This is a genomic window from Chitinophaga ginsengisoli, from assembly GCF_003014595.1.
In the GTDB taxonomy this organism is placed as follows: Bacteria; Bacteroidota; Bacteroidia; order Chitinophagales; family Chitinophagaceae; genus Chitinophaga; species Chitinophaga ginsengisoli.
This window is the reverse complement of sequence record NZ_PYGK01000006.1, coordinates 332107-350667: the sequence shown is the minus strand read 5'-3', so window position 1 is coordinate 350667 and position 18561 is coordinate 332107. Positions and strand designations below refer to the sequence as shown.

The following is an 18561-nucleotide window of genomic DNA, read 5'->3' as shown; positions in this document are numbered from 1 at the left end:
TATTGATTCAAACTCAAACTGTTATCTATTTCTTGGCGGCTGCATCCGGAGCTTTTTTCACGGTAGTGGTATCAATTTTACCACCATCGCGTAAACGGTTCAGCCCTTCGGTCACGATCAGGTCTCCCTGTTGTACACCGTCCATCACTACGATCCTGTCTCTCATACGAGGACCGAGATGTATTTTACGCTGCTCTGCAACGGTATCTTTCGCAACGAATACGAAGAATTCGCCCATCTGTTCTACCACTGATTTGTAAGGAATGATCACGCGATCGCCTGACTGATCGTTCAGGACATTCATTACACCGCTCATCCCTTCTTTCAGTTCGCCTTTAGGGTTGTTGAATTCGATACGTACTTTGATGGTAGCAGTCAGGTTATCCACGCCGCGGTCAATGACAGCGATACGGCCTGGTTCATCATATGGTTTTCCATTAGGCAGCTGCAGGCGGAAAGTAGAATCACCAGCGGCTACTGCCTTACCCTGCAGGGCAGAGAAGCGTGGAATATCATTTTCATTTACCACGAAATCTACTGCGATAGGGTTTTCGGAAGACATTGTATTCAACAATGTGGTTCCTGCACTCACCTGTGCGCCCAGTTTCACCTGTGAAATACCTATACGGCCAGTGAAAGGCGCTTTTATAATGGAGTAATCGAGATCTGTACGTGCTGCCAGTAACGATGCTTCAGCTGCGGCCAGCTGGCTGCGGCTTACGTCCAGCGCTGCATCCGCATTGTCCAACGTCTGACGGGCAATCGCATCCTGCTCTGCCAGTTTATGGTAACGGTCTGCATCTTTCTGCGCCTTGGTAAGATTCGCCTTTGCCTGGGCAATGCTTGCTTCTGCCTGACGGTAAGAAGCTTCGTACTTACGGCGGTCTATTTCATAGAGCGGTTTTCCTTTCTGTACCACTTCACCTTCTTTGAAGAAAATGCCGGTAATATATCCTGATACCTGTGCACGCAGTTCTACCTGGTTCAATGCCACTACAGTAGCGGGATATTTATCGTAATAGACAGCGGTGCCTGTAACGGCAGGAACAACGCTTACCGGTGTAGGAGGCAATACCATGGCTGCTTTCTGAGCCGGGCCTTTACAGGAAGCCAGGTAAAATAAGCCTGTAGCGCCAATGAGGAGAATGTGTTGCTTTGTTTTCATCTGAAAATATTTGTCCTTTCAATGACCAGGCTGTTGGCCTGGCCAGTTTCCTTATTAGTAGTTAGTTGATATTGTTCCCAGTGCCCTTTGCAGATCTACCTTGCTTGACAGCACAGTGTACATTGCATTATAATAATTGAGCTGCGCTGAGCGGAGGTCGGTCTGAGCAGTGATCACCTCAAGATAGGTTTTCACACCTTCCCGGTATTGCAATTCGATGAGGTTATACACTTCCTGGGCGAGGTCCACGTTCTCTTTCATCACCATAAACTGGTTGAAATTGGCCTTATAGGTAGACATCGCCTGTGTGTACTCCGTATTGATCTGATTGCGCAGGTTTTCCACATCCAGATCTATGCGTTTTATCTGCAATTCCGACTGACGGATATTGTAGATACGTTTAGAGCCCTGGAAGATCGGCAGGGACAGCTTCAGCCCTACCTGGGAACTTGGAAGGTTGTTGCTGTATAATTTCGGGAATTCCGGGTTCAGGTAGTTGAAGCTATAGTTGGCAAAAGCTGACACAGTAGGTAGGAAACTCCATTTATTGTACTTCAGTTCCGCTTCCTGTAATACTTTCTGGGTTTGCAGCAACTGCATTTCAATCCTGTTATCATAAGCCACGGTAACAGTAGTATCCAGCTGTACATTCTGTGCCATCTGGACGGTATCATATACCAGTGGCAGTGAGCCGGCAGCAGGATATCCCATCAACTGACGCAGGTAAGCCTCACGGGCTTTGAGCTGCTCCTCCCCCGTCTTTTTCTGAGCGCGGGTATTGTTGAGAGAGATGGTAGCCCGTTTGTAGTCGGTCTTATCCACCAGTCCTCCCTGGTATTGGTTATAGGCGTCCTTCAGACTGCGTTCCAGGCGGGTGATGTCTTCATTCAGCACATCGATCTGCTTCTGGGTCAGCAGGAGGTCAAAATAAGCCTTGGTAACATTGGCCACCACATCGATCCGGTAGCTTTCAGTGTTCTGTTTGGCCTGTTTACGGACGTCGCGGGCGGTTCTGCCAGCCAGCAGGAGATCGCGGTTAAACAGGTTCTGGTTCCACTGGAACAGGGCCGCAGAGGAGTTTGCAACGCCAATCTGGGCATAGTTACCGTTGAAATAGGAAGTCGGGATCTTCAGGTAGTGGTACAGATTGTAGTCCAGCCCAACCTGAGGATACCAATCGGCAAGCTTACCTTTAATGGTATATTCAGTGATGTCTTCATCCAGTCTGGCCTGTTTCACAACGGGCTGATGGTTAAGTGCATACTGAATGCAAGCCTGCAAGGTTGCCTGAGGAAGCAATGAATCGGAGACCTTTTGCGCATAAGAGGGTGCGTTGTACAGCACTGCACTTAGTACGGCGGTCAGATAAAATACTCTTTTCATAAAAGGTTTTGACAATCAGATTCTTCTTTACACCAATCGGAGGACAACGACGATATTGTCCGGTATATATATAATGATCTATTTTGGATTTCGATGCTAAAGTGAATCTCGGCAAACGACGGGCACAGTTTAGCATATGCACAAACTGCAAACAGGTAGGTTCAGGTTGTTAACGGTAGATTTACAATTTTTGGGATAAAGCCGACAAATGGTATAGCTATAATTCCTGTTAAGGGAATTATAGCTATACCCTTCCCGTAATTGCACGGCAAAGATAATGACTCGCAATCAGAAACATGTTACCACTGATGTAAATTTAAACGATAGTTTAAATTCATCTCACCGCACGGCCACTATGAATATGTTTTTCTGCATGGTAGGAAGATCTTACCAATGGTCCGGATTCAACATAATCCAGGCCCATGTTATATCCTATTTCACGCAATTCTGCGAACTCGTCAGGGTGTACAAAACGGACAACCGGCAGATGTTTTGGGGTAGGTTGAAGATATTGTCCGAGTGTGACCACATCACATCCATTATCGTACAGGTCCTGCATGGCCTGTACCACTTCTTCTTTAGTTTCACCAAGGCCGAGCATGATACCGCTTTTGGTACGCATACCTCCGTCTTTCAAGCGACGGATCACCTCCAGGCTACGGTGGTATTTAGCCTGGATACGCACCTGCTTGGTGAGGCGTTCCACTGTTTCGAGGTTGTGGGACACTACTTCCGGCGCTACATCAATGATGCGTTGGAGGTTTTCCCACTGTCCCCTGAAGTCAGGGATCAATGTTTCCATTGTTGTATCCGGATTCAGTGACCTGACTGCTTTAATTGTATTGGCCCAGATGATGGAACCACCATCTTTCAGCTCATCTCTGTCTACAGAGGTGATCACGGCGTGTTTCACTTTCATGAGGTAGATTGCTTCTGCAACCCGTTGAGGTTCATCCCAATCCACAGCTTCCGGTCTGCCGGTAGCTACCGCACAGAAACCACAGCTGCGGGTACAGATATTCCCCAGAATCATAAAGGTAGCGGTGCCAGCTCCCCAGCATTCGCCCATATTAGGGCAATTTCCGCTCTCACAGATCGTGTGTAACTTATGTGTATCAACCAGGTTACGTACCTGCTTATAACTCTCTCCTATTGGCAACTTAACCCTCAGCCAGTCCGGTTTTTTGGTTCTCGGAGCAGCGGCAGCAGGTGCTGTGCTGCATGGCGTTGCTGTTGTAATCGGTGTTTCTTCCATCTCTGATCCTTTCTTTAGGACACAAATTTAATACTTCTATTTCTTATCCCAACGCTTTCCAAACTGAAGAGCTATGTATGCATTAAAGAAGAATTTCTTAGGATTCTGGTCTATCATAATATTGATATCCTTGGTGTAGTACTCCGCATTCACACCTACTTCCAGAGCGCTTACCACCTCATTGAAACGGGCCCAGTCGAAACGTAAGCCTGTTTTTGCATGTACTCCGGGAACGATACTGAGCTCTCCCCAGCCTTTACCAAATCCCGCACCACCTATAATAGACGCTCTATCCAGGAATGCCTGGTCATATAAAGGGTTCTGCCCATATTTAACCTGGATGCCCTGTTCGGTATTAGGATCAACAATATTGAGATAATACGGTTTCAGCATACCCACAGACAGGCCACCGTAATAGATCGCGTTCACAAGCACGCCATTTTTATTGGCTTTACCACCTATCAGCCTTTGCTGTCCTACGCCCAGTTTTACCTGGTAGAAATTATTCTGCTTGCCATATATGTAGGGTTTCTCTGAATAGATAAATCCATAAGGGTCAACACCTTTTGGTTGTCCGGCCTTTTTATCTTCCTTAGGGTTCTTTTTCTCACCAAATTCAATCTGAAAATAGTTCACCTTGGTCCTGCTCTTCCGGTAACCCAATTCAAATAATCCGGTCCAGCCGTCAGTATTTATTCTCGCGCCTATTGAGAATTCCCTCTGATACAGGTTCTCTCCTTCTTCCATTTGTTTGAACAATGAAATGCGCTTCAGTTTCCGTTGTTCCCGCTGTTCTTTTTTGGAAAGTCCATTCGTATTCGAATCCTGGGCATACAAACTACCCGCCATGACCAGAAGAAGCAAGGATGAGTATAGTCTTTTCACCTGTATAGATTTGTTTAGTTAAGGGAGCATAGCCACCAGGCTATGCTATATAAACGTAGGGGGCATTATATTGGTATGCCTACCGTTACAAACCTACACGTTTTTTCTGTCATGTGTAAATTTGTTTTTGTCTGTAAACCCACGCCCGTGTATATATAACGCCATAATCCGGAAATGGTTACAGAATGATTAGCGACGGAAATTCGTCAGATTTCCCAGGGGTGAAACCTGTGATGTTTCCCAGGGTTGAAACCCGTTACGTATCCCGACAAGTACGCTTTATCCATGGCTTTGACATGCCTTTGATATGCTTTTGACATGCCTTAAAGGTGGACTTAAAGGACCTGGCGCTCAGGCTATATCAGACCGGAGTAGCCTCGCCCCAACGGCACACTTCAGACAATGTTTTTCATCACAGTAGTATTGTTTCAGCTGCAATAGCGCCTGACTCTCCCCGGCAGAATCCGCCTTGATATTCAATGCATTCCAACCAGTCATAACATGATTTTCCTCTGCGGGAAGCTGGCGCATAAAGGCAATAGCTTTCTCCTGATAGCGGCTATCGCCCTTCTCCCTGCCATACAGGTATAATAGTGGTAACACAGTATTGATCAGGATATTATGGATAGCGCGGGTACCTGGCATCTGCGTCCGGACAACAGGTTTACCAAACCGGTAATGGGTGAGCCAGTAATCGGGTAGCCTGACCTCGAGCATTTTTTCCAGCATGGCAGCATTAGACGCACCCAACATCCTGGAAAACAGGTGTGGGATCTTATGAAGCAGGGCGGCGAGGAAAGCGATCTTCATACTTGGGAAAGATGCAGGACGCATGCGCAGCCACTTCCAGTGCTGGGCAGCCAGTGGCGTAAGGCGGTATTTGTGCCGCAGATAGGTGTATTCCCGCTGTAGGCTCTTCATATAAAGGTCCGTAGCTATATCATCCAGCATACCTGCCTGTCCGAATAACAGCGCCTCCAGCCGGAACAGATCATGCTGATGGCGAAGCAGTAATTTATAAGGCAGGGACTGGGCCAGTTGCAGGAATACCTCCGCATTGACGGGCATACCGGTGGCCCTGGCCATAGCCCGAAAGCACACCTCTTCCCAGTCGTACTGTGTTTGCAACAGCCAGGCTTTCAGAAGGTCAGCCTTTTGGTCCAGCCGCTCCACCAACAGGCGGTCTTTCCAGCATGTCCAGATCAATGACGGTACATCAGTAATCTGAGCAGCACAGGGTACAAAAGCGGCAGATTGCCGCAGCGACTCATATCGCTGTAACAACAACTTCGGAACCGCCGGTTGCAGTTCCAGGATAGGGATACCGTTAGTCGTCTCCCCAGGCATATCATGCTCAAATACCACATGCAGGATAACATTGCGATACTGCAGATTGTACTGGTGCCCATGCCGGAACCAGTCGGACGTTTTCAGATGCAGTTCTACATTTCCCACCCACAGTGTTTCCCCGATACGGATCCTTCCCGCAGTAAAGTCGGGTCCTGCATGCCGGTTATGCTGACCGGGATATTCGATGTGTAAAGGCTCACCTTCCAGTGTTGTGAGACCGGATTGGCTAAATAAGCGGAACTGCCAGATGTGTTGAAATAGCTCTTCTGCCAAAAGCGGATCAACATTCACAATGGTCATAAATGGTTGGTTAACAGAGTGATTAAAAATTAATCAAAGAAGAACAAATTAGTGAAAAAATAAGTACGTCCAAAAAATTAAAAACATTCCTTTTTGGAAATTTCATCAAAGTACCTTTAACTTTGCACCCAGTTCTTACACATGACTTATCCAGAAAGGCGGAGGGACTTGGCCCTGCGATGCCTTAGCAACCAACCTGTAATACAGGGAAAGGTGCTAATTCCGGCCCCGGTTATACGATAACCGAGGGAAGATAAGTTGGCAGAGATTAATATTCATCGTAATAAAATACCTGAAGGCTCTTCCAACAACGGAAGGGCTTTTTTTATGCCCTTTATGCTGGTAGTTATTGAATGAACGTCTGATTGCGCATGTGCCAACCAGGGTATAATAACAGTATAATTACTTTGAAGATTGAAAATAGCTACTCAATTATTGCATAGCATTCCGGTGGATGAATTGACGGGCGCCATATCCGTTCCCATTTACCAGACCTCCACTTTTGTGCAGGAATCTCCGGGGATCAACAAGGGATTTGAATTTTCCCGTGCCAATAATCCTACCCGTAAGGTGCTGGAAAACATCATCTGTAGCCTGGAAGAAGGCCATGCCGGTTTCGCCTTCGCCAGCGGTATGGCGGCTATTGATGCAGTGATGAAACTGTTGAAAAGCGGCGATGAGATCATGGCTGTGGAAGATACTTATGGCGGTATTTTCCAGATGTTCCAGCATATGTTTGAACGCTTTGGGATCAAAGCAAACTTCGTGGATACCAGCAATACCGACAAAGTACTGGCGGCCATCACTCCCAATACGAAGATGATCTGGCTGGAATCTCCCACCAATCCTACTTTACGCATATCAGATATCAAGTCCATCAGCAAAATAGCTAAACAGCATAATGTGCTGCTGGTGGTGGACAATACACTCTGTACACCATTGATACAGCAACCCATGCCATTGGGTGCTGATATCGTGATACACAGTGCTACCAAATACCTGGCAGGTCATACCGATGTTATTGCCGGATTGGTAGTTGTGAATTCGAAAACACTGGCAGACCAGCTGCGTTTTAATCAGAATATTTCCGGCAGTATACTCAGCCCGTTTGAGGCCTGGTTGACTATTAGAGGCATTGAAACCCTCTGTCTGCGTCTGGATAAACAATGCAGCAATGCAATGGCTGTTGCTACCTGGCTGTCTACACATCCCGCAGTGGATAAGGTATTTTATCCGGGACTGAGCACACATAAGAACCATCACATCGCACGTAAACAACAGAAACAATACGGCGCACTTGTCAGCTTTTCTCTCAAGAGCGATAACATAAAGAATGCGATCCGCGTAGTGAACAGCACCAAACTGTTCAAACTGGCGGAGAGTTTCGGCGGAGTAAAAAGTATGCTGGACCATCCGGCAACAATGACTCACCGCAACATCCCGGAAGAATTCAGGAAGAAAACCGGACTGCAGGATTCCTGTATCCGCCTGTCTGTAGGCATCGAAGATGCAGATGATCTGATCAATGATCTGAAACAGGCACTGGACAAACTGAACCTGCCTGCCGGGAAACAGATCACCGTACTGCAGTAACAATTATCATATTATTCATTACAAACAATGCAGCTTGCTTTTTATTAGCTGGCTGCGTCAAAGGAAGTATATAAGCACTAAGTATAGAACATGGAAAACAAGATCATCAATTTAGGTATTTTCGGATTTGGTTGTGTGGGACAAGGGTTATACGAGGTACTCAACAGAACAAAGGGTATCAATGCCCGTATCAAAAAGATATGTATCAAAGACCCCAACAAATCGCGTCCTATTGACGCCAGTTACTTTACTACTGATAAAAATGAGATCCTTAATGACCCTACCATTGATGTAGTGGTGGAATTGATCAATGAAACTGAAGCCGCATTTGAAATAGTAAGTACTGCACTGCGTAATGGTAAAGCAGTAGTAAGTGCCAGCAAACGCATGATCGCAGAAAACCTGCCCGCATTGTATCAACTGCAGGTAGAAAACAAAGTACCTTTCCTCTATGAAGCATCCAGCTGTGCAAGTATTCCTATCATCCGTAACCTGGAAGAATACTATGACAATGACCTGCTGAATGCTGTAGAAGGTATCTGCAACGGTTCTACTAATTACATCCTCACCAAGATATTTGAAGAGAACCTGAGCTTTGAAACAGCGCTGCAACAGGCACAGGACAAAGGTTTCGCTGAAACTGACCCTACCCTGGATATTGAAGGATATGATCCTAAGTTCAAGATCGTGATCCTGTTGTTACATGCCTTCGGTACTTTCGTCAAACCGGAAGAAGTGTTCAACTATGGTATCCATCATCTGAATGATTTTGATATACAATTCGCTAAGCAACGTAACTGTACTATCAAGCTGATAGGCAATTGCCGCAGGCAAAACGGGCATGTGAATGCATATGTACTGCCACATCTGATCAGGGAACATAACCTGTTGTATGATGTATACAACGAATACAATGGTATCCTGCTTGAGAGTGCATTTACCGATAAACAGTTCTTTGTTGGTAAAGGAGCAGGTGGTACCGCTACTGGTAGTGCAGTGCTGTCAGACATCTCTGCTTTGCTGTATAACTACCGCTACGAATATAAAAAGATCAAACAATCCAATCAGCCTGCCTTTACTAACGATGTACAACTGAAAGTATATCTGCGTTACCGCACTGCTGACCAGGTACACCTTGCAGATTTCTACAACATCTCTGAAAAATATGAATCTGCAACATATAGCTATGTGGTAGGTGTCATCAACCTGGAGAAGTTGAAAAGCGCCAGCTGGTTGAAGAACAAGGAGGTAAACCTGTTGGTACTGGAAGAGGAACATGGACGTTAGTCTTCATTAATCAGCCATATACGCAGAGGGTATCAGTTAGTTCTGATACCCTCTTATTATTTTAGAAGTCTAAAGTAGCGGTGCGTTGTATATTTGCATCAAACACCCCATCTCATGAAAAACGCAGCTCCAGACATTGATACTTATATTGCTGAATTTCCTGAAGATATACAGGCCATGCTACAGGAAGTCCGCGCTACCATTCATAAGGCAGCCCCCGAGGCCACAGAGGCCATCAAATATGCCATACCGACTTTCGTGCTAAAAGGCAACCTGGTGCATTTTGCTGCATTTAAAAACCATATAGGCTTCTACCCTGCACCAACAGGTATCAAAGCGTTTGAAAAGGAATTATCGGTATATAAGCAGGGAAAAGGTTCTGTGCAATTTCCGCTGGATGAGCCCATGCCATTAGCATTGATCACAAGGATAGTGGAGTACAGGGTTAAACAAAATACAGAGAAGAAGAAAAAGTAATTATGAATGAGATGACGCACCATCACTGTACGTCATCCCTCGTAATTATTTCACTAACGATAAGATTCCAGCGCTTCCACGACGTTACTCACCGGCAGTCCCATTACATTATAGAAACAACCGTCGATACGGTCTATGCCCACCGCTCCTATCCATTCCTGGATTGCATAAGCACCGGCCTTATCATAAGGCTTATAGTTGTCTACATAGTAGGTGATCTGTTCGTTGGTGAGTGGTTTGAAATGTACTTCCGTTTCTTTGGAGAAAGACAGTTCTTCCTCCTCCCGTTTGATCACCACACCTGTGATCACCCTGTGTATCCGACCACTCAGCGCTGACAAGATGCGGATGGCATCCTCTCTGTCTTTGGGTTTGCCTATTATAGTATCATCTAAAACAACAACCGTATCTGCAGTAATGATAATATCATCCGCAGTACACAAAGCCGCTACAGCTGCAGATTTCTGCCTGGCAATATGCACAGGTACTTCCGGGATAGCCATATCAGCAGGAAAGGTTTCAGCTGTATCCACCACTTTCACTTCAAAAGGAATACCCGCCTGTTCCAGCAGTTGTTTTCTGCGTGGCGACTGTGAAGCCAGGATCACACGTTTTCCGGTATACATCAGAGGAATATTTTAAAAAAGATCATAGACAGGATGCCGGTCAGCATCAGCCATTTCACCAATGAACTTACCCTGTGATAGTGTTCCGGCAAATGAGCCTTTTTCAACAGAGTATAAATATAATAAGCGGGCGCCTGTACAAACAGTACGAGATAAATAATAGCCGGCCACCATCCGATGAACCCTATTCTTATTTCCACCAGCAAGATCAGGATCTGTAAGGCTAATAACAGCATATAACAGATGCGTTTGGCCGGTTCCACTCCCCATACGATAGGAATAGTGCGGCAACCATCTTTAGCATCGCCAATCATATCCTCCAGGTCTTTTACGATCTCACGTACCAGTGAAATGACAAAGGCGAACAGGGCATATACACCGATGACCTGGATCAGCTTTCTGCCTGTTGGTGACATGATCGCTTCGAAGCTTTCATATATCTGCTTTTCATAAAAGCCCACTACTACTACCGCCAGTGCCGTCAGCAGGGAGATCAGTACATTACCGATCAGGATCTGACGCTTGAAGGAAGTAGAATAAAACCAGAGGATCAGGGAACAGATCACCTGGGTGAAACCCAGATAAATATGGCCGATCTGCCAGGCTACAATAAAACCGATCGACACACCCGCCATATTAAATATGGTATGCCAGGCCATCGCCCAGCGCCGGTTAATGATCTTATCAAGCACCATCTTTTCAGGCTTGTTGATAATATCTATGTTGATGTCGAAATAGTCATTGATGATATTACCCGCGGCCGCTATCAGTACGGTAGAAAGAGACAACAGGAAAAAGGAGGGCCAGGAAAGAGAAGGCCCTTCTCCGTTATATTCCAACACAGGTGCCACTACACAATATTGCAGCAGGAACTGGGTCAGCGCTATATAGATCAGATTTGGATATCGGATCAGCCTTAAGAAGGCAATCAGCAATTTCATAATTCAATAATTGCAGTAAAAGTAATTCCAGTTATATAATAACATAGCCTCACCTGTTAACGGCTGGCGATCTCCTCATCCATCATCCAGTGATTGTTCAGTTTCAGGACTTTCTCAATGATCTCCCGCACACAACCATTACCTCCTGTAATGGGAGACACATACCGGCAGATGCTCTTGATCTCAGGAGCGGCATCTGCAGGGCATACCGGTAAACCTACAAGTTGCATAGCCCTGTAATCGGGGATATCGTCTCCCATAAATATGATCTCTTCCCAGCGCAGGTCATTTTCAAATACATAGTCCTGCAATTTCTCCTGTTTGTCTAAAACGCCTGTATAGATATCTTTTATGCCGAGGCCCTGTAAACGGCTGACCACACTTTCGGATCTTCCCCCTGAGATGATCGCGACCCGGTAACCTTTCTTTATCGCCAGTTGTAACGCGTAGCCGTCCCTGATATTCATTTTCCGGGACTGCTCTCCGTTAGGTAACAGCTGTACGGTACCGTCTGTCAGCACACCATCAACGTCAAATACAAAGGTGGAGATAGGTTTAAAAAGAGATAATATGTTCATCGAGAATAAATTAGGAGCCAGGAACTAAGTACCGGGAGTCAGAAAACCCTGTTCACTGATCCTTAGTTCCTGATTGAATTTGGCAAAAGTACCACAGATTTTTATATGTCAGCTGCGGTGGAAATCATAAATACTATCTGACATGACCTGGTAGATCAGTTTCAGGTATTCCTCATTTTCCAGCAGGGCGCCGTGGCGGGACATGGTGATCTCATCATTGCGTACAGCCGGGCCGGTCTGAACAGATTCGGGAGGAAATTTCTCCAGCCGGTCGAAGGTTTCTTTAATAATGGGTTGCAATAGGGTAAAGTCCAATCCTTCTTTTTCACAGTAGCGCTTGGCTCTGGCTATCAGGTGGTTAGTGAAGTTATTACACAGCACCGCCGCCAGGTGCAACTGCAGGCGTTGATGTGAATTAACTTCCTGAATATCAGAACTGATGCTCTGTGCTACGGATTTCACCCTCCGCATTACCTCATCGTTGGCAGCTTCCAGCAGCAAGGGGATGGCAGGATAGTTCCGGACTTCTTTCCGGAGGGATTGCAACGGGTAGATCACGCCCGTATTGAGGGAGATCTTTTTAATGGCATCGAGGGGTACTGCTCCGGCAGTATGCACTACAAAACGTTTTCCCAGTCTCAGCTCGTCGTTCAGCTCAGGGATAGCGGCGTCACTTACAGCCATCAGGTAAAGGTCTGCCTCCATATTAATATCCAGCAGGTCGTCTGTACCGGTGGAATGCAATGATTCTGCCAGCTCAACAGCATTTTCCTTTCTACGGCTGATCACCTGCAGGATCTGGTGACCATGCAGTTTCAATAAATGACCAAAACAATGCGCTACATTCCCTGCGCCAATAATTACTATATCCATTCTGTATAAGGTTAAATATATATTATGGTGTACCGGTTTTCAAGACAAAGCATGCGGAGGTATTGCACTCATATCTTTATATGGTCAGGTTACTTCGCGTTTAGCAACGTTCTTATCCAGCAATTTAACTATTAAACTGTTAACGGCTCATTTTTAATGATTTTATCAAAAATATTACATTTACCTTCAATGCGTTAAAACAGTCTTATTTTTTATTCTCAAGCTACTTTTATATACTTGCAAAATTCGTATTTGTATTTTTTATACGGAATTTTACGTATCTAGTAGCTCATAAAGACGGCATTCATGGCAAAAAATCTAGTAATTGTTGAGTCTCCGGCGAAAGCCAAGACGATAGAAAAGATACTGGGCAAAGACTTCGAGGTAAAATCCTGCTTTGGTCACATCCGCGACCTGGAGAAGGATGATATGGGTATCGATATCCCCAACAACTTTAAACCTAAGTATACTATACCTGAGGATAAAGAGAAGATAGTTAAGGAATTAAAGAAGCTTGCGAAGGAAACTGAGGAAGTTTGGTTAGCAACGGATGAGGACCGTGAGGGTGAAGCCATATCATGGCATTTATGTGAGGTACTGGGTCTTGACCCGGAGGTTACCAAACGTATCGTTTTCCATGAAATTACCAAGCCAGCCATCGAAAAAGCCGTACAACAGCCCCGTCTATTAGATATGAACCTGGTGAATGCCCAGCAAGCCAGGCGTATTCTCGACAGAATAGTAGGTTTTGAATTATCTCCCGTGCTCTGGCGTAAGATGAGCATGCGCAATTCATTGTCTGCCGGCCGTGTACAATCAGTAGCGGTAAGACTGATCGTAGAGCGGGAGCGTGAAATCAATACATTCAATGCCGTTAGCAGTTTTAAGGTAGAAGCCTTCTTTACTGCTAAAGATCTTCAGGGCAAAAATATTACTTTTAAGGCTGAAGGACCAACCCGTTTCAAGACTGCTGAAGATGCCGAAAAGTTCCTCCAGCAGTGCATTGGCGCAGCCTATTCGGTGAAGGATATACAGGTAAAACCTGGCAAGAAATCGCCGGCGGCACCATTCACCACTTCTACCCTCCAGCAGGAAGCCAGCCGTAAACTGGGCTATAGCGTTTCCAAAACAATGTTGCTGGCACAGAAGCTATATGAAAGCGGTAAGATCACTTATATGCGTACTGACTCCGTGAACCTGTCAGATACAGCCCTCGGAGATATCCAGAACGCCATTGTGACCAACTACGGACAGAAATATCATCAGCATAGGAAGTTCAAGAACAAAAATGAATCAGCACAGGAAGCGCATGAGGCCATCCGCCCAACCTATATGGAAAATGCGTCTGTTGATGACAGTGATACAAAAAAGCTCTATGAACTGATCTGGAAACGTACCATCGCCAGCCAGATGAGTGATGCGGAGCTGGAAAAGACCATTGCCAAAATAGACATCTCCACCAACCATGAAGAGCTGACAGCCAGTGGTGAAGTATTGAAGTTTGACGGGTTCCTGAAGATATATATGGAAGGCAAAGACGATGAAGATGTCAGCGATGAGGATGAAGATGACGGCTCTTTACCACCATTGGCGGTAAAACAGGTGCTTGACCTGAAAGAAATGAAGGCTACCGAACGTTTTACCCGCCCTGCGCCCCGTTATACAGAGGCCAGCCTGGTAAAGAAACTGGAGGAACTTGGTATCGGACGTCCATCCACCTACGCTCCTACCATTACCACCGTTCAGAAACGTGGCTATGTGGAGAAACGTGATAAGGAAGGAATAAAGAGGGACTTCCGGATCATGAGCCTGAAAGCTGACAAGATCACCAAGGTTACTGATACAGAAAATACAGGTGCGGAAAAGTCAAAACTCTTCCCGACTGACCTGGGTATGATCGTAACGGACTTCCTGAACCAGTATTTCGGTTCTGTGATGGACTACGGTTTTACTGCAAAGATCGAAGGGGAGTTTGACGAAGTGGCCCATGGCAAGAAGATCTGGAACAAGATGTTGAATGACTTCTATACTCCTTTCCATAAAGACGTAGAGAACACGCTGGAAAAGGCGGAAAGAGTAAAAGGCGAACGACAGCTGGGCACTGATGCCGAAACAGGAAAACCAATCGTGGCGCGTATGGGCCGTTATGGTCCGATGATCCAGATCGGTAAAGCGGAAGACGAAGAGAAGCCGAAGTTCGCAAAAATGAAGTCCACTCAAAGTATAGAAACGATTACTTTAGAGGAAGCAATGGAATTGTTCAAACTACCCCGCAACCTGGGTAAGTTTGAAGACGAAGATGTACTGGTGAACATTGGTCGGTTCGGACCTTATGCAGCACATGACAAGAAGTTCTATTCCCTGAAAAAGGAAATGGATCCTTATACAGTGGAGCTGGATGAAATAGCCCCGCTGATAGTGGAAAAGAGAGCTGCAAAGGATGAACGTACAATAAAAATCTTCGAAAAAGAGAAGATCCAGATACTGAAGGGCCCCTACGGACCGTATATAAAACAGGGACTGAGGAATTATAAGATACCGAAAGAAAAGATTGACACCGCCGCTGACATAACACTGGAAGAAGCTAAAGCCATCATCGAAGATGTCAAAGCCAATCCTCCAAAGAAGAAGGCGCCACCGAGGAAGAAGAAGGCGGAATAAATGGACACCTGTACATTCATTTTATGCACGAGACCAAAGAAATAAATGCCTTGTTCCACCTGTTGGACGATCCGGACCAGGAGGTGTATGATACTGTTGCCAACAAGATATTACTGTTTGGAAAAGAGATCATTCCCAACCTCGAGCACTTATGGGAAAACACGGTGGATGAATCTATCCAGGAAAGAATTGAGCAGTTGATACACCGCGTGCATTATAAAGATCTACAGGTAGCCTTGCAGATATGGAGTAAAACTGAATCGCCAGACCTCCTGCAAGGATCCATACTGGTAGCTCAATATCAGTTTCCGGATATGCAGCCCGGTAACGTGGTAGCCGAAATTGAAAGGATCAAACGGAATATCTGGCTGGAACTGAATAACTATCTTACCCCACTGGAACAGATCAATGTGCTGAACAGCATGATCTACAACTACTTCGGACTGAAAGGAGAAGAAGTGGCCTATGTACGTAAGAACCAGTTCTTCATCAACCAAGTGATAGAATCCCGCAAGGGTAATCCGCTGACTAACGGTATTGTATATCAGAGCCTTTGCGCTATGCTGGACCTTCCGGTGTACGCTGTAAATATTCCCCGGCAGTTTATATTGGGTTATTTCGATACTTTCTATGACTTTACCGAAACACCCAAACCAGAAGATACGCGGATCCTTTTTTTCATAGATCCAATTCAGGGACAGATCTATTCACACCAGGATGTAGAGGGATACCTGAAGCGGATGTCCATTCCTCTGACACCCTCCTACTATCAGCCGCAGTCGAACACAAGAATTATACAGTTCCTGCTGGAAGAGTTGCTGAAGTGCTTCCAGGATGAGAAGGAAGAATATAAAAGGGATGAGTTGAGGACCTTGATAAAGCTACTGGCAGATAAGATGGAATAGTCAGATAAGATATTTGCCGATAACTAATAAAAAAGGCGGTCTGTTTAAAACAGGCCGCCTTTTCATTTATACTTGAAGTGTATGATTACTTGTTAGCAGGTTTACCCTGTAATTTAGGATAAGACAATGCGATCAGATCGTTCATTACATTTACTGCTTCATCCAGGTAGATATCTTTCTGTCTAAACTTCAGCCAGTCCTTGTTACGAGCCAGTTTAGCAGAATCTGAAGCCAGCCTGTCGAGGTCTGTTTTCAGGCTGCTGATGTTCAGTTCCTTCACCTTGTCATTTACTGAATCATAACGTTTCAGGGCATTACTGTTAGTCTTCTGTTCTGCTTTGTATGTTTGCTGATTCAGAGAGTAAGCATCCTGGCTTTCCATCTTTTTCAATGTAGCGATGTTGTCATTCATCATCTTGAATGCCTCGCTGGATGCTATTCTTTTTTCACTATTCCTTTTTAGTACATCCACAGGAACTGGCTCATACCATGGCGTGAAAGATGCTTTCGGAATTTCATCCCATGCCAGCGCATCGTTGTCTTTACGCTCTGCCACTTCATAATATGGATCTGGCAGCTGGATATCGGAGGCTACACCTTTCAGCTGGGTAGAACCACCATTTGCACGGTAGAACTTCTGCTGGGTCAGTTTAATAGCACCCAGCGGGCCTATTTCTTTATTGGAGTAGAAGTCGTCCAGATTCAGCATACGCTGTACGGTTCCTTTACCGAAGGTATTACTACCAATGATCACGGCACGTTTATAGTCTTGCATAGCAGCCGCCATAATCTCAGAAGCGGAAGCACTATATTCATTGACCATAATTGCCAGCGGGCCACCATACTGTACGCTCTTATCGCGGTCGCGGAGCACCATTGGATCGCCGCTGCGTGATTTCACCTGTACGATAGGACCTTCCGGAATGAACAGGCCTGCCATCTGTACAACGTCCTGCAGGGAACCACCACCATTGAAACGCAGATCGAGGATGATACCCTCTACATTTTCCGCTTTCAGTTTGGTGATCTCTTTAGCTACATCTTCTGCGCAACGGGCGCCGTTCCTATCGTTGAAGTCTGCGTAGAATTCAGGCAGGTAGATGTAACCGAGTTTATGCTGACCATTGATAATGGCTGATTTTGCAAAGGTGTCATCCAGTACTACTTCATCGCGGGTAATATCGATCACTTTCACAGTACCGTCTACACTCTTCACGGTCAGCTTTACAACAGATCCTTTATTACCGCGGATCAGTTTTACGGCATCTTCTACAGCGTAACCGGTGATATCCACTGGTTCTTTATCGCCCTGGGCTACCTTCAGGATAGCGTCATTTGCTTTCAGACGTCCATCTTTCCAGCTAGCGCTACCTGTTACGATACTGGCGATCTTGATCTTACCGTCTTCTTCTTTCAGCTGGGCACCGATACCAAAGAACTTACCGGCCATCTGCTCTTCAAAAGCCCTCTTTTCAGCTGGCGGGAAGAAGTCCGTATGTGGGTCCATGGTAGTGGTAATGGCATTTATGAACATGCTGAAACGTTCGTTATCATCCTGTCTGTTTTTCAGACGGTCGAAATAACGGTCGTATACGGTTTTAACTTTTGCTCTCGCTTCAGCTTCCAGCTCGGTGTCAGTCTTGATCTTTTCTTTTTCACCCGGTTTATCTTTCTGCTTATCGCGCGTCTCCTGCAGTTCCGTCAGCTTCTCCAGTGTACGGTACTTCAGTACTTTTCTCCAGGCTTCTTTACGTTCGTCAAGATTGTCGGGGTAATCGATCTTGTCGGGATCCAGGACTACCTTTTCATCTTTCGTAAAATCAAATGGTTTGGAAAGCAGTTCAGGGTAAATGGAAGCCGCTTCGGCCACACGCTGTTTGATAATGGCGTTAATGGCATTAAAACAGTCCAGCGGAGCGCCCTGCAGCTCATCATCGATGTGGGTGGATACGGACGCCAGCCCTTTGATATCACTTTTCAGGAAAAACTTCTTTTCACTGTCCAGGCTCTTCAGGTATTTATCAAAAACTTCTTTAGAGTAAGCATCGTTAATCTCCTTAGGTTGATAGTGCCCCTGGGTTAGTATCTGTCCTACCAGGCCCATGATCACTTCGTATCTGCCTGGAGGATCTTCTTTATGCAGTTTGCTGAAAGCTAAAACCCCCATTGAGATCATTAGCAATGCAACTGGTATAATCACTTTCATTCTTCTCATAGAAATCCAATATTGAACGTCATCAAATATAGCATAAAATAGCCCATTCAACCAGAAGGGCAATTTG

Annotated in this window: 15 protein-coding genes and 1 riboswitch; of the genes, 5 read left to right on the top strand and 10 right to left on the bottom strand. The window is 45.6% G+C overall.

Features of this window, described 5'->3' with window-relative positions; translation table 11 throughout:
* Positions 1-25: 25 nt before the first annotated feature.
* The 5 genes from CLV42_RS17160 to CLV42_RS17140 form a co-directional block, all read right to left on the bottom strand.
* On the bottom strand, positions 26-1165 hold the full coding sequence (locus CLV42_RS17160) for an efflux RND transporter periplasmic adaptor subunit (RefSeq protein WP_106603148.1): 1140 nt from the start codon (positions 1163-1165) through the stop codon (positions 26-28).
* Between the two features lie 54 nt (positions 1166-1219).
* Complete coding sequence (locus CLV42_RS17155; protein ID WP_106603147.1) at positions 1220-2548, bottom strand: TolC family protein; 1329 nt, start codon at positions 2546-2548, stop codon at positions 1220-1222.
* 334 nt (positions 2549-2882) lie between these two features.
* Positions 2883-3803, bottom strand: coding sequence for a lipoyl synthase (gene lipA, locus CLV42_RS17150; RefSeq protein ID WP_245901676.1), 921 nt, complete (start codon positions 3801-3803; stop codon positions 2883-2885).
* Positions 3804-3839: 36 nt separating this feature from the next.
* A complete protein-coding gene (locus tag CLV42_RS17145) occupies positions 3840-4688 on the bottom strand; it encodes a hypothetical protein (RefSeq protein WP_146154402.1) in 849 nt (282 codons plus the stop codon).
* Between the two features lie 351 nt (positions 4689-5039).
* Positions 5040-6338, bottom strand: a complete 1299-nt coding sequence (locus CLV42_RS17140; protein ID WP_106603145.1) for a DUF2851 family protein — start codon at positions 6336-6338, stop codon at positions 5040-5042.
* 143 nt (positions 6339-6481) lie between these two features.
* Positions 6482-6598: riboswitch (SAM riboswitch) on the top strand.
* A gap of 154 nt (positions 6599-6752) precedes the next feature.
* On the opposite strand from CLV42_RS17140, the gene CLV42_RS17135 reads away from it, so the two are divergent.
* From CLV42_RS17135 to CLV42_RS17125, 3 genes are all read left to right on the top strand, one after another.
* Positions 6753-7931: a trans-sulfuration enzyme family protein gene (locus tag CLV42_RS17135; RefSeq protein WP_106603144.1), complete on the top strand. Its 1179-nt coding sequence runs from the start codon at positions 6753-6755 to the stop codon at positions 7929-7931.
* Positions 7932-8021: 90 nt separating this feature from the next.
* Positions 8022-9218: a homoserine dehydrogenase gene (locus CLV42_RS17130; protein WP_106603143.1), complete on the top strand. Its 1197-nt coding sequence runs from the start codon at positions 8022-8024 to the stop codon at positions 9216-9218.
* A 114-nt stretch (positions 9219-9332) separates the two neighbouring features.
* A complete protein-coding gene (locus tag CLV42_RS17125) occupies positions 9333-9695 on the top strand; it encodes an iron chaperone (protein ID WP_106603142.1) in 363 nt (120 codons plus the stop codon).
* 53 nt (positions 9696-9748) lie between these two features.
* Here the strand turns inward: CLV42_RS17125 and CLV42_RS17120 are convergent, their stop codons facing one another.
* The 4 genes from CLV42_RS17120 to CLV42_RS17105 all read right to left on the bottom strand — a co-directional run bounded on the left by CLV42_RS17120 (position 9749) and on the right by CLV42_RS17105 (position 12713).
* Complete coding sequence (locus CLV42_RS17120) at positions 9749-10321, bottom strand: Maf family protein (RefSeq protein WP_106603141.1); 573 nt, start codon at positions 10319-10321, stop codon at positions 9749-9751.
* Positions 10321-11262 (bottom strand): geranylgeranylglycerol-phosphate geranylgeranyltransferase, encoded by a 942-nt coding sequence (locus CLV42_RS17115; RefSeq protein WP_106603140.1) that lies wholly within the window; start codon positions 11260-11262, stop codon positions 10321-10323. Before CLV42_RS17115 ends, CLV42_RS17120 begins: the two co-directional genes overlap by 1 nt.
* A 56-nt stretch (positions 11263-11318) precedes the next feature.
* A complete protein-coding gene (locus CLV42_RS17110; protein ID WP_106603139.1) occupies positions 11319-11840 on the bottom strand; it encodes a KdsC family phosphatase in 522 nt (173 codons plus the stop codon).
* 108 nt (positions 11841-11948) lie between these two features.
* Positions 11949-12713 (bottom strand): Rossmann-like and DUF2520 domain-containing protein, encoded by a 765-nt coding sequence (locus CLV42_RS17105; RefSeq protein ID WP_106603138.1) that lies wholly within the window; start codon positions 12711-12713, stop codon positions 11949-11951.
* 306 nt (positions 12714-13019) lie between these two features.
* Here CLV42_RS17105 and topA point away from each other — a divergent pair, with 306 nt between their 5' ends.
* Both topA and CLV42_RS17095 read left to right on the top strand, forming a co-directional pair.
* Positions 13020-15374, top strand: a complete 2355-nt coding sequence (gene topA, locus CLV42_RS17100) for a type I DNA topoisomerase (protein WP_106603137.1) — start codon at positions 13020-13022, stop codon at positions 15372-15374.
* 23 nt (positions 15375-15397) lie between these two features.
* Entirely contained in the window at positions 15398-16279 is an 882-nt protein-coding gene (locus CLV42_RS17095) for a transglutaminase-like domain-containing protein (RefSeq protein WP_106603136.1), read from the top strand.
* A gap of 85 nt (positions 16280-16364) precedes the next feature.
* Here the strand turns inward: CLV42_RS17095 and CLV42_RS17090 are convergent, their stop codons facing one another.
* Positions 16365-18494 (bottom strand): carboxy terminal-processing peptidase, encoded by a 2130-nt coding sequence (locus CLV42_RS17090; RefSeq protein ID WP_106603135.1) that lies wholly within the window; start codon positions 18492-18494, stop codon positions 16365-16367.
* Positions 18495-18561 lie beyond the last annotated feature (67 nt).

What these genes read in the sequence shown, in the direction of transcription:
- CLV42_RS17115 (WP_106603140.1), bottom strand. Translation starts at nt 11,262, where the DNA reads ATGAAATTGCTGATTGCCTTCTTAAGGCTGATCCGATATCCAAATCTG.
- CLV42_RS17155 (WP_106603147.1), bottom strand. Translation starts at nt 2,548, where the DNA reads ATGAAAAGAGTATTTTATCTGACCGCCGTACTAAGTGCAGTGCTGTAC.
- CLV42_RS17120 (WP_106603141.1), bottom strand. Translation starts at nt 10,321, where the DNA reads ATGTATACCGGAAAACGTGTGATCCTGGCTTCACAGTCGCCACGCAGA.
- CLV42_RS17130 (WP_106603143.1), top strand. Translation starts at nt 8,022, where the DNA reads ATGGAAAACAAGATCATCAATTTAGGTATTTTCGGATTTGGTTGTGTG.
- CLV42_RS17125 (WP_106603142.1), top strand. Translation starts at nt 9,333, where the DNA reads ATGAAAAACGCAGCTCCAGACATTGATACTTATATTGCTGAATTTCCT.
- CLV42_RS17160 (WP_106603148.1), bottom strand. Translation starts at nt 1,165, where the DNA reads ATGAAAACAAAGCAACACATTCTCCTCATTGGCGCTACAGGCTTATTT.
- CLV42_RS17140 (WP_106603145.1), bottom strand. Translation starts at nt 6,338, where the DNA reads ATGACCATTGTGAATGTTGATCCGCTTTTGGCAGAAGAGCTATTTCAA.
- topA (WP_106603137.1), top strand. Translation starts at nt 13,020, where the DNA reads ATGGCAAAAAATCTAGTAATTGTTGAGTCTCCGGCGAAAGCCAAGACG.
- CLV42_RS17095 (WP_106603136.1), top strand. Translation starts at nt 15,398, where the DNA reads ATGCACGAGACCAAAGAAATAAATGCCTTGTTCCACCTGTTGGACGAT.
- CLV42_RS17105 (WP_106603138.1), bottom strand. Translation starts at nt 12,713, where the DNA reads ATGGATATAGTAATTATTGGCGCAGGGAATGTAGCGCATTGTTTTGGT.
- lipA (WP_245901676.1), bottom strand. Translation starts at nt 3,803, where the DNA reads ATGGAAGAAACACCGATTACAACAGCAACGCCATGCAGCACAGCACCT.
- CLV42_RS17090 (WP_106603135.1), bottom strand. Translation starts at nt 18,494, where the DNA reads ATGAGAAGAATGAAAGTGATTATACCAGTTGCATTGCTAATGATCTCA.
- CLV42_RS17110 (WP_106603139.1), bottom strand. Translation starts at nt 11,840, where the DNA reads ATGAACATATTATCTCTTTTTAAACCTATCTCCACCTTTGTATTTGAC.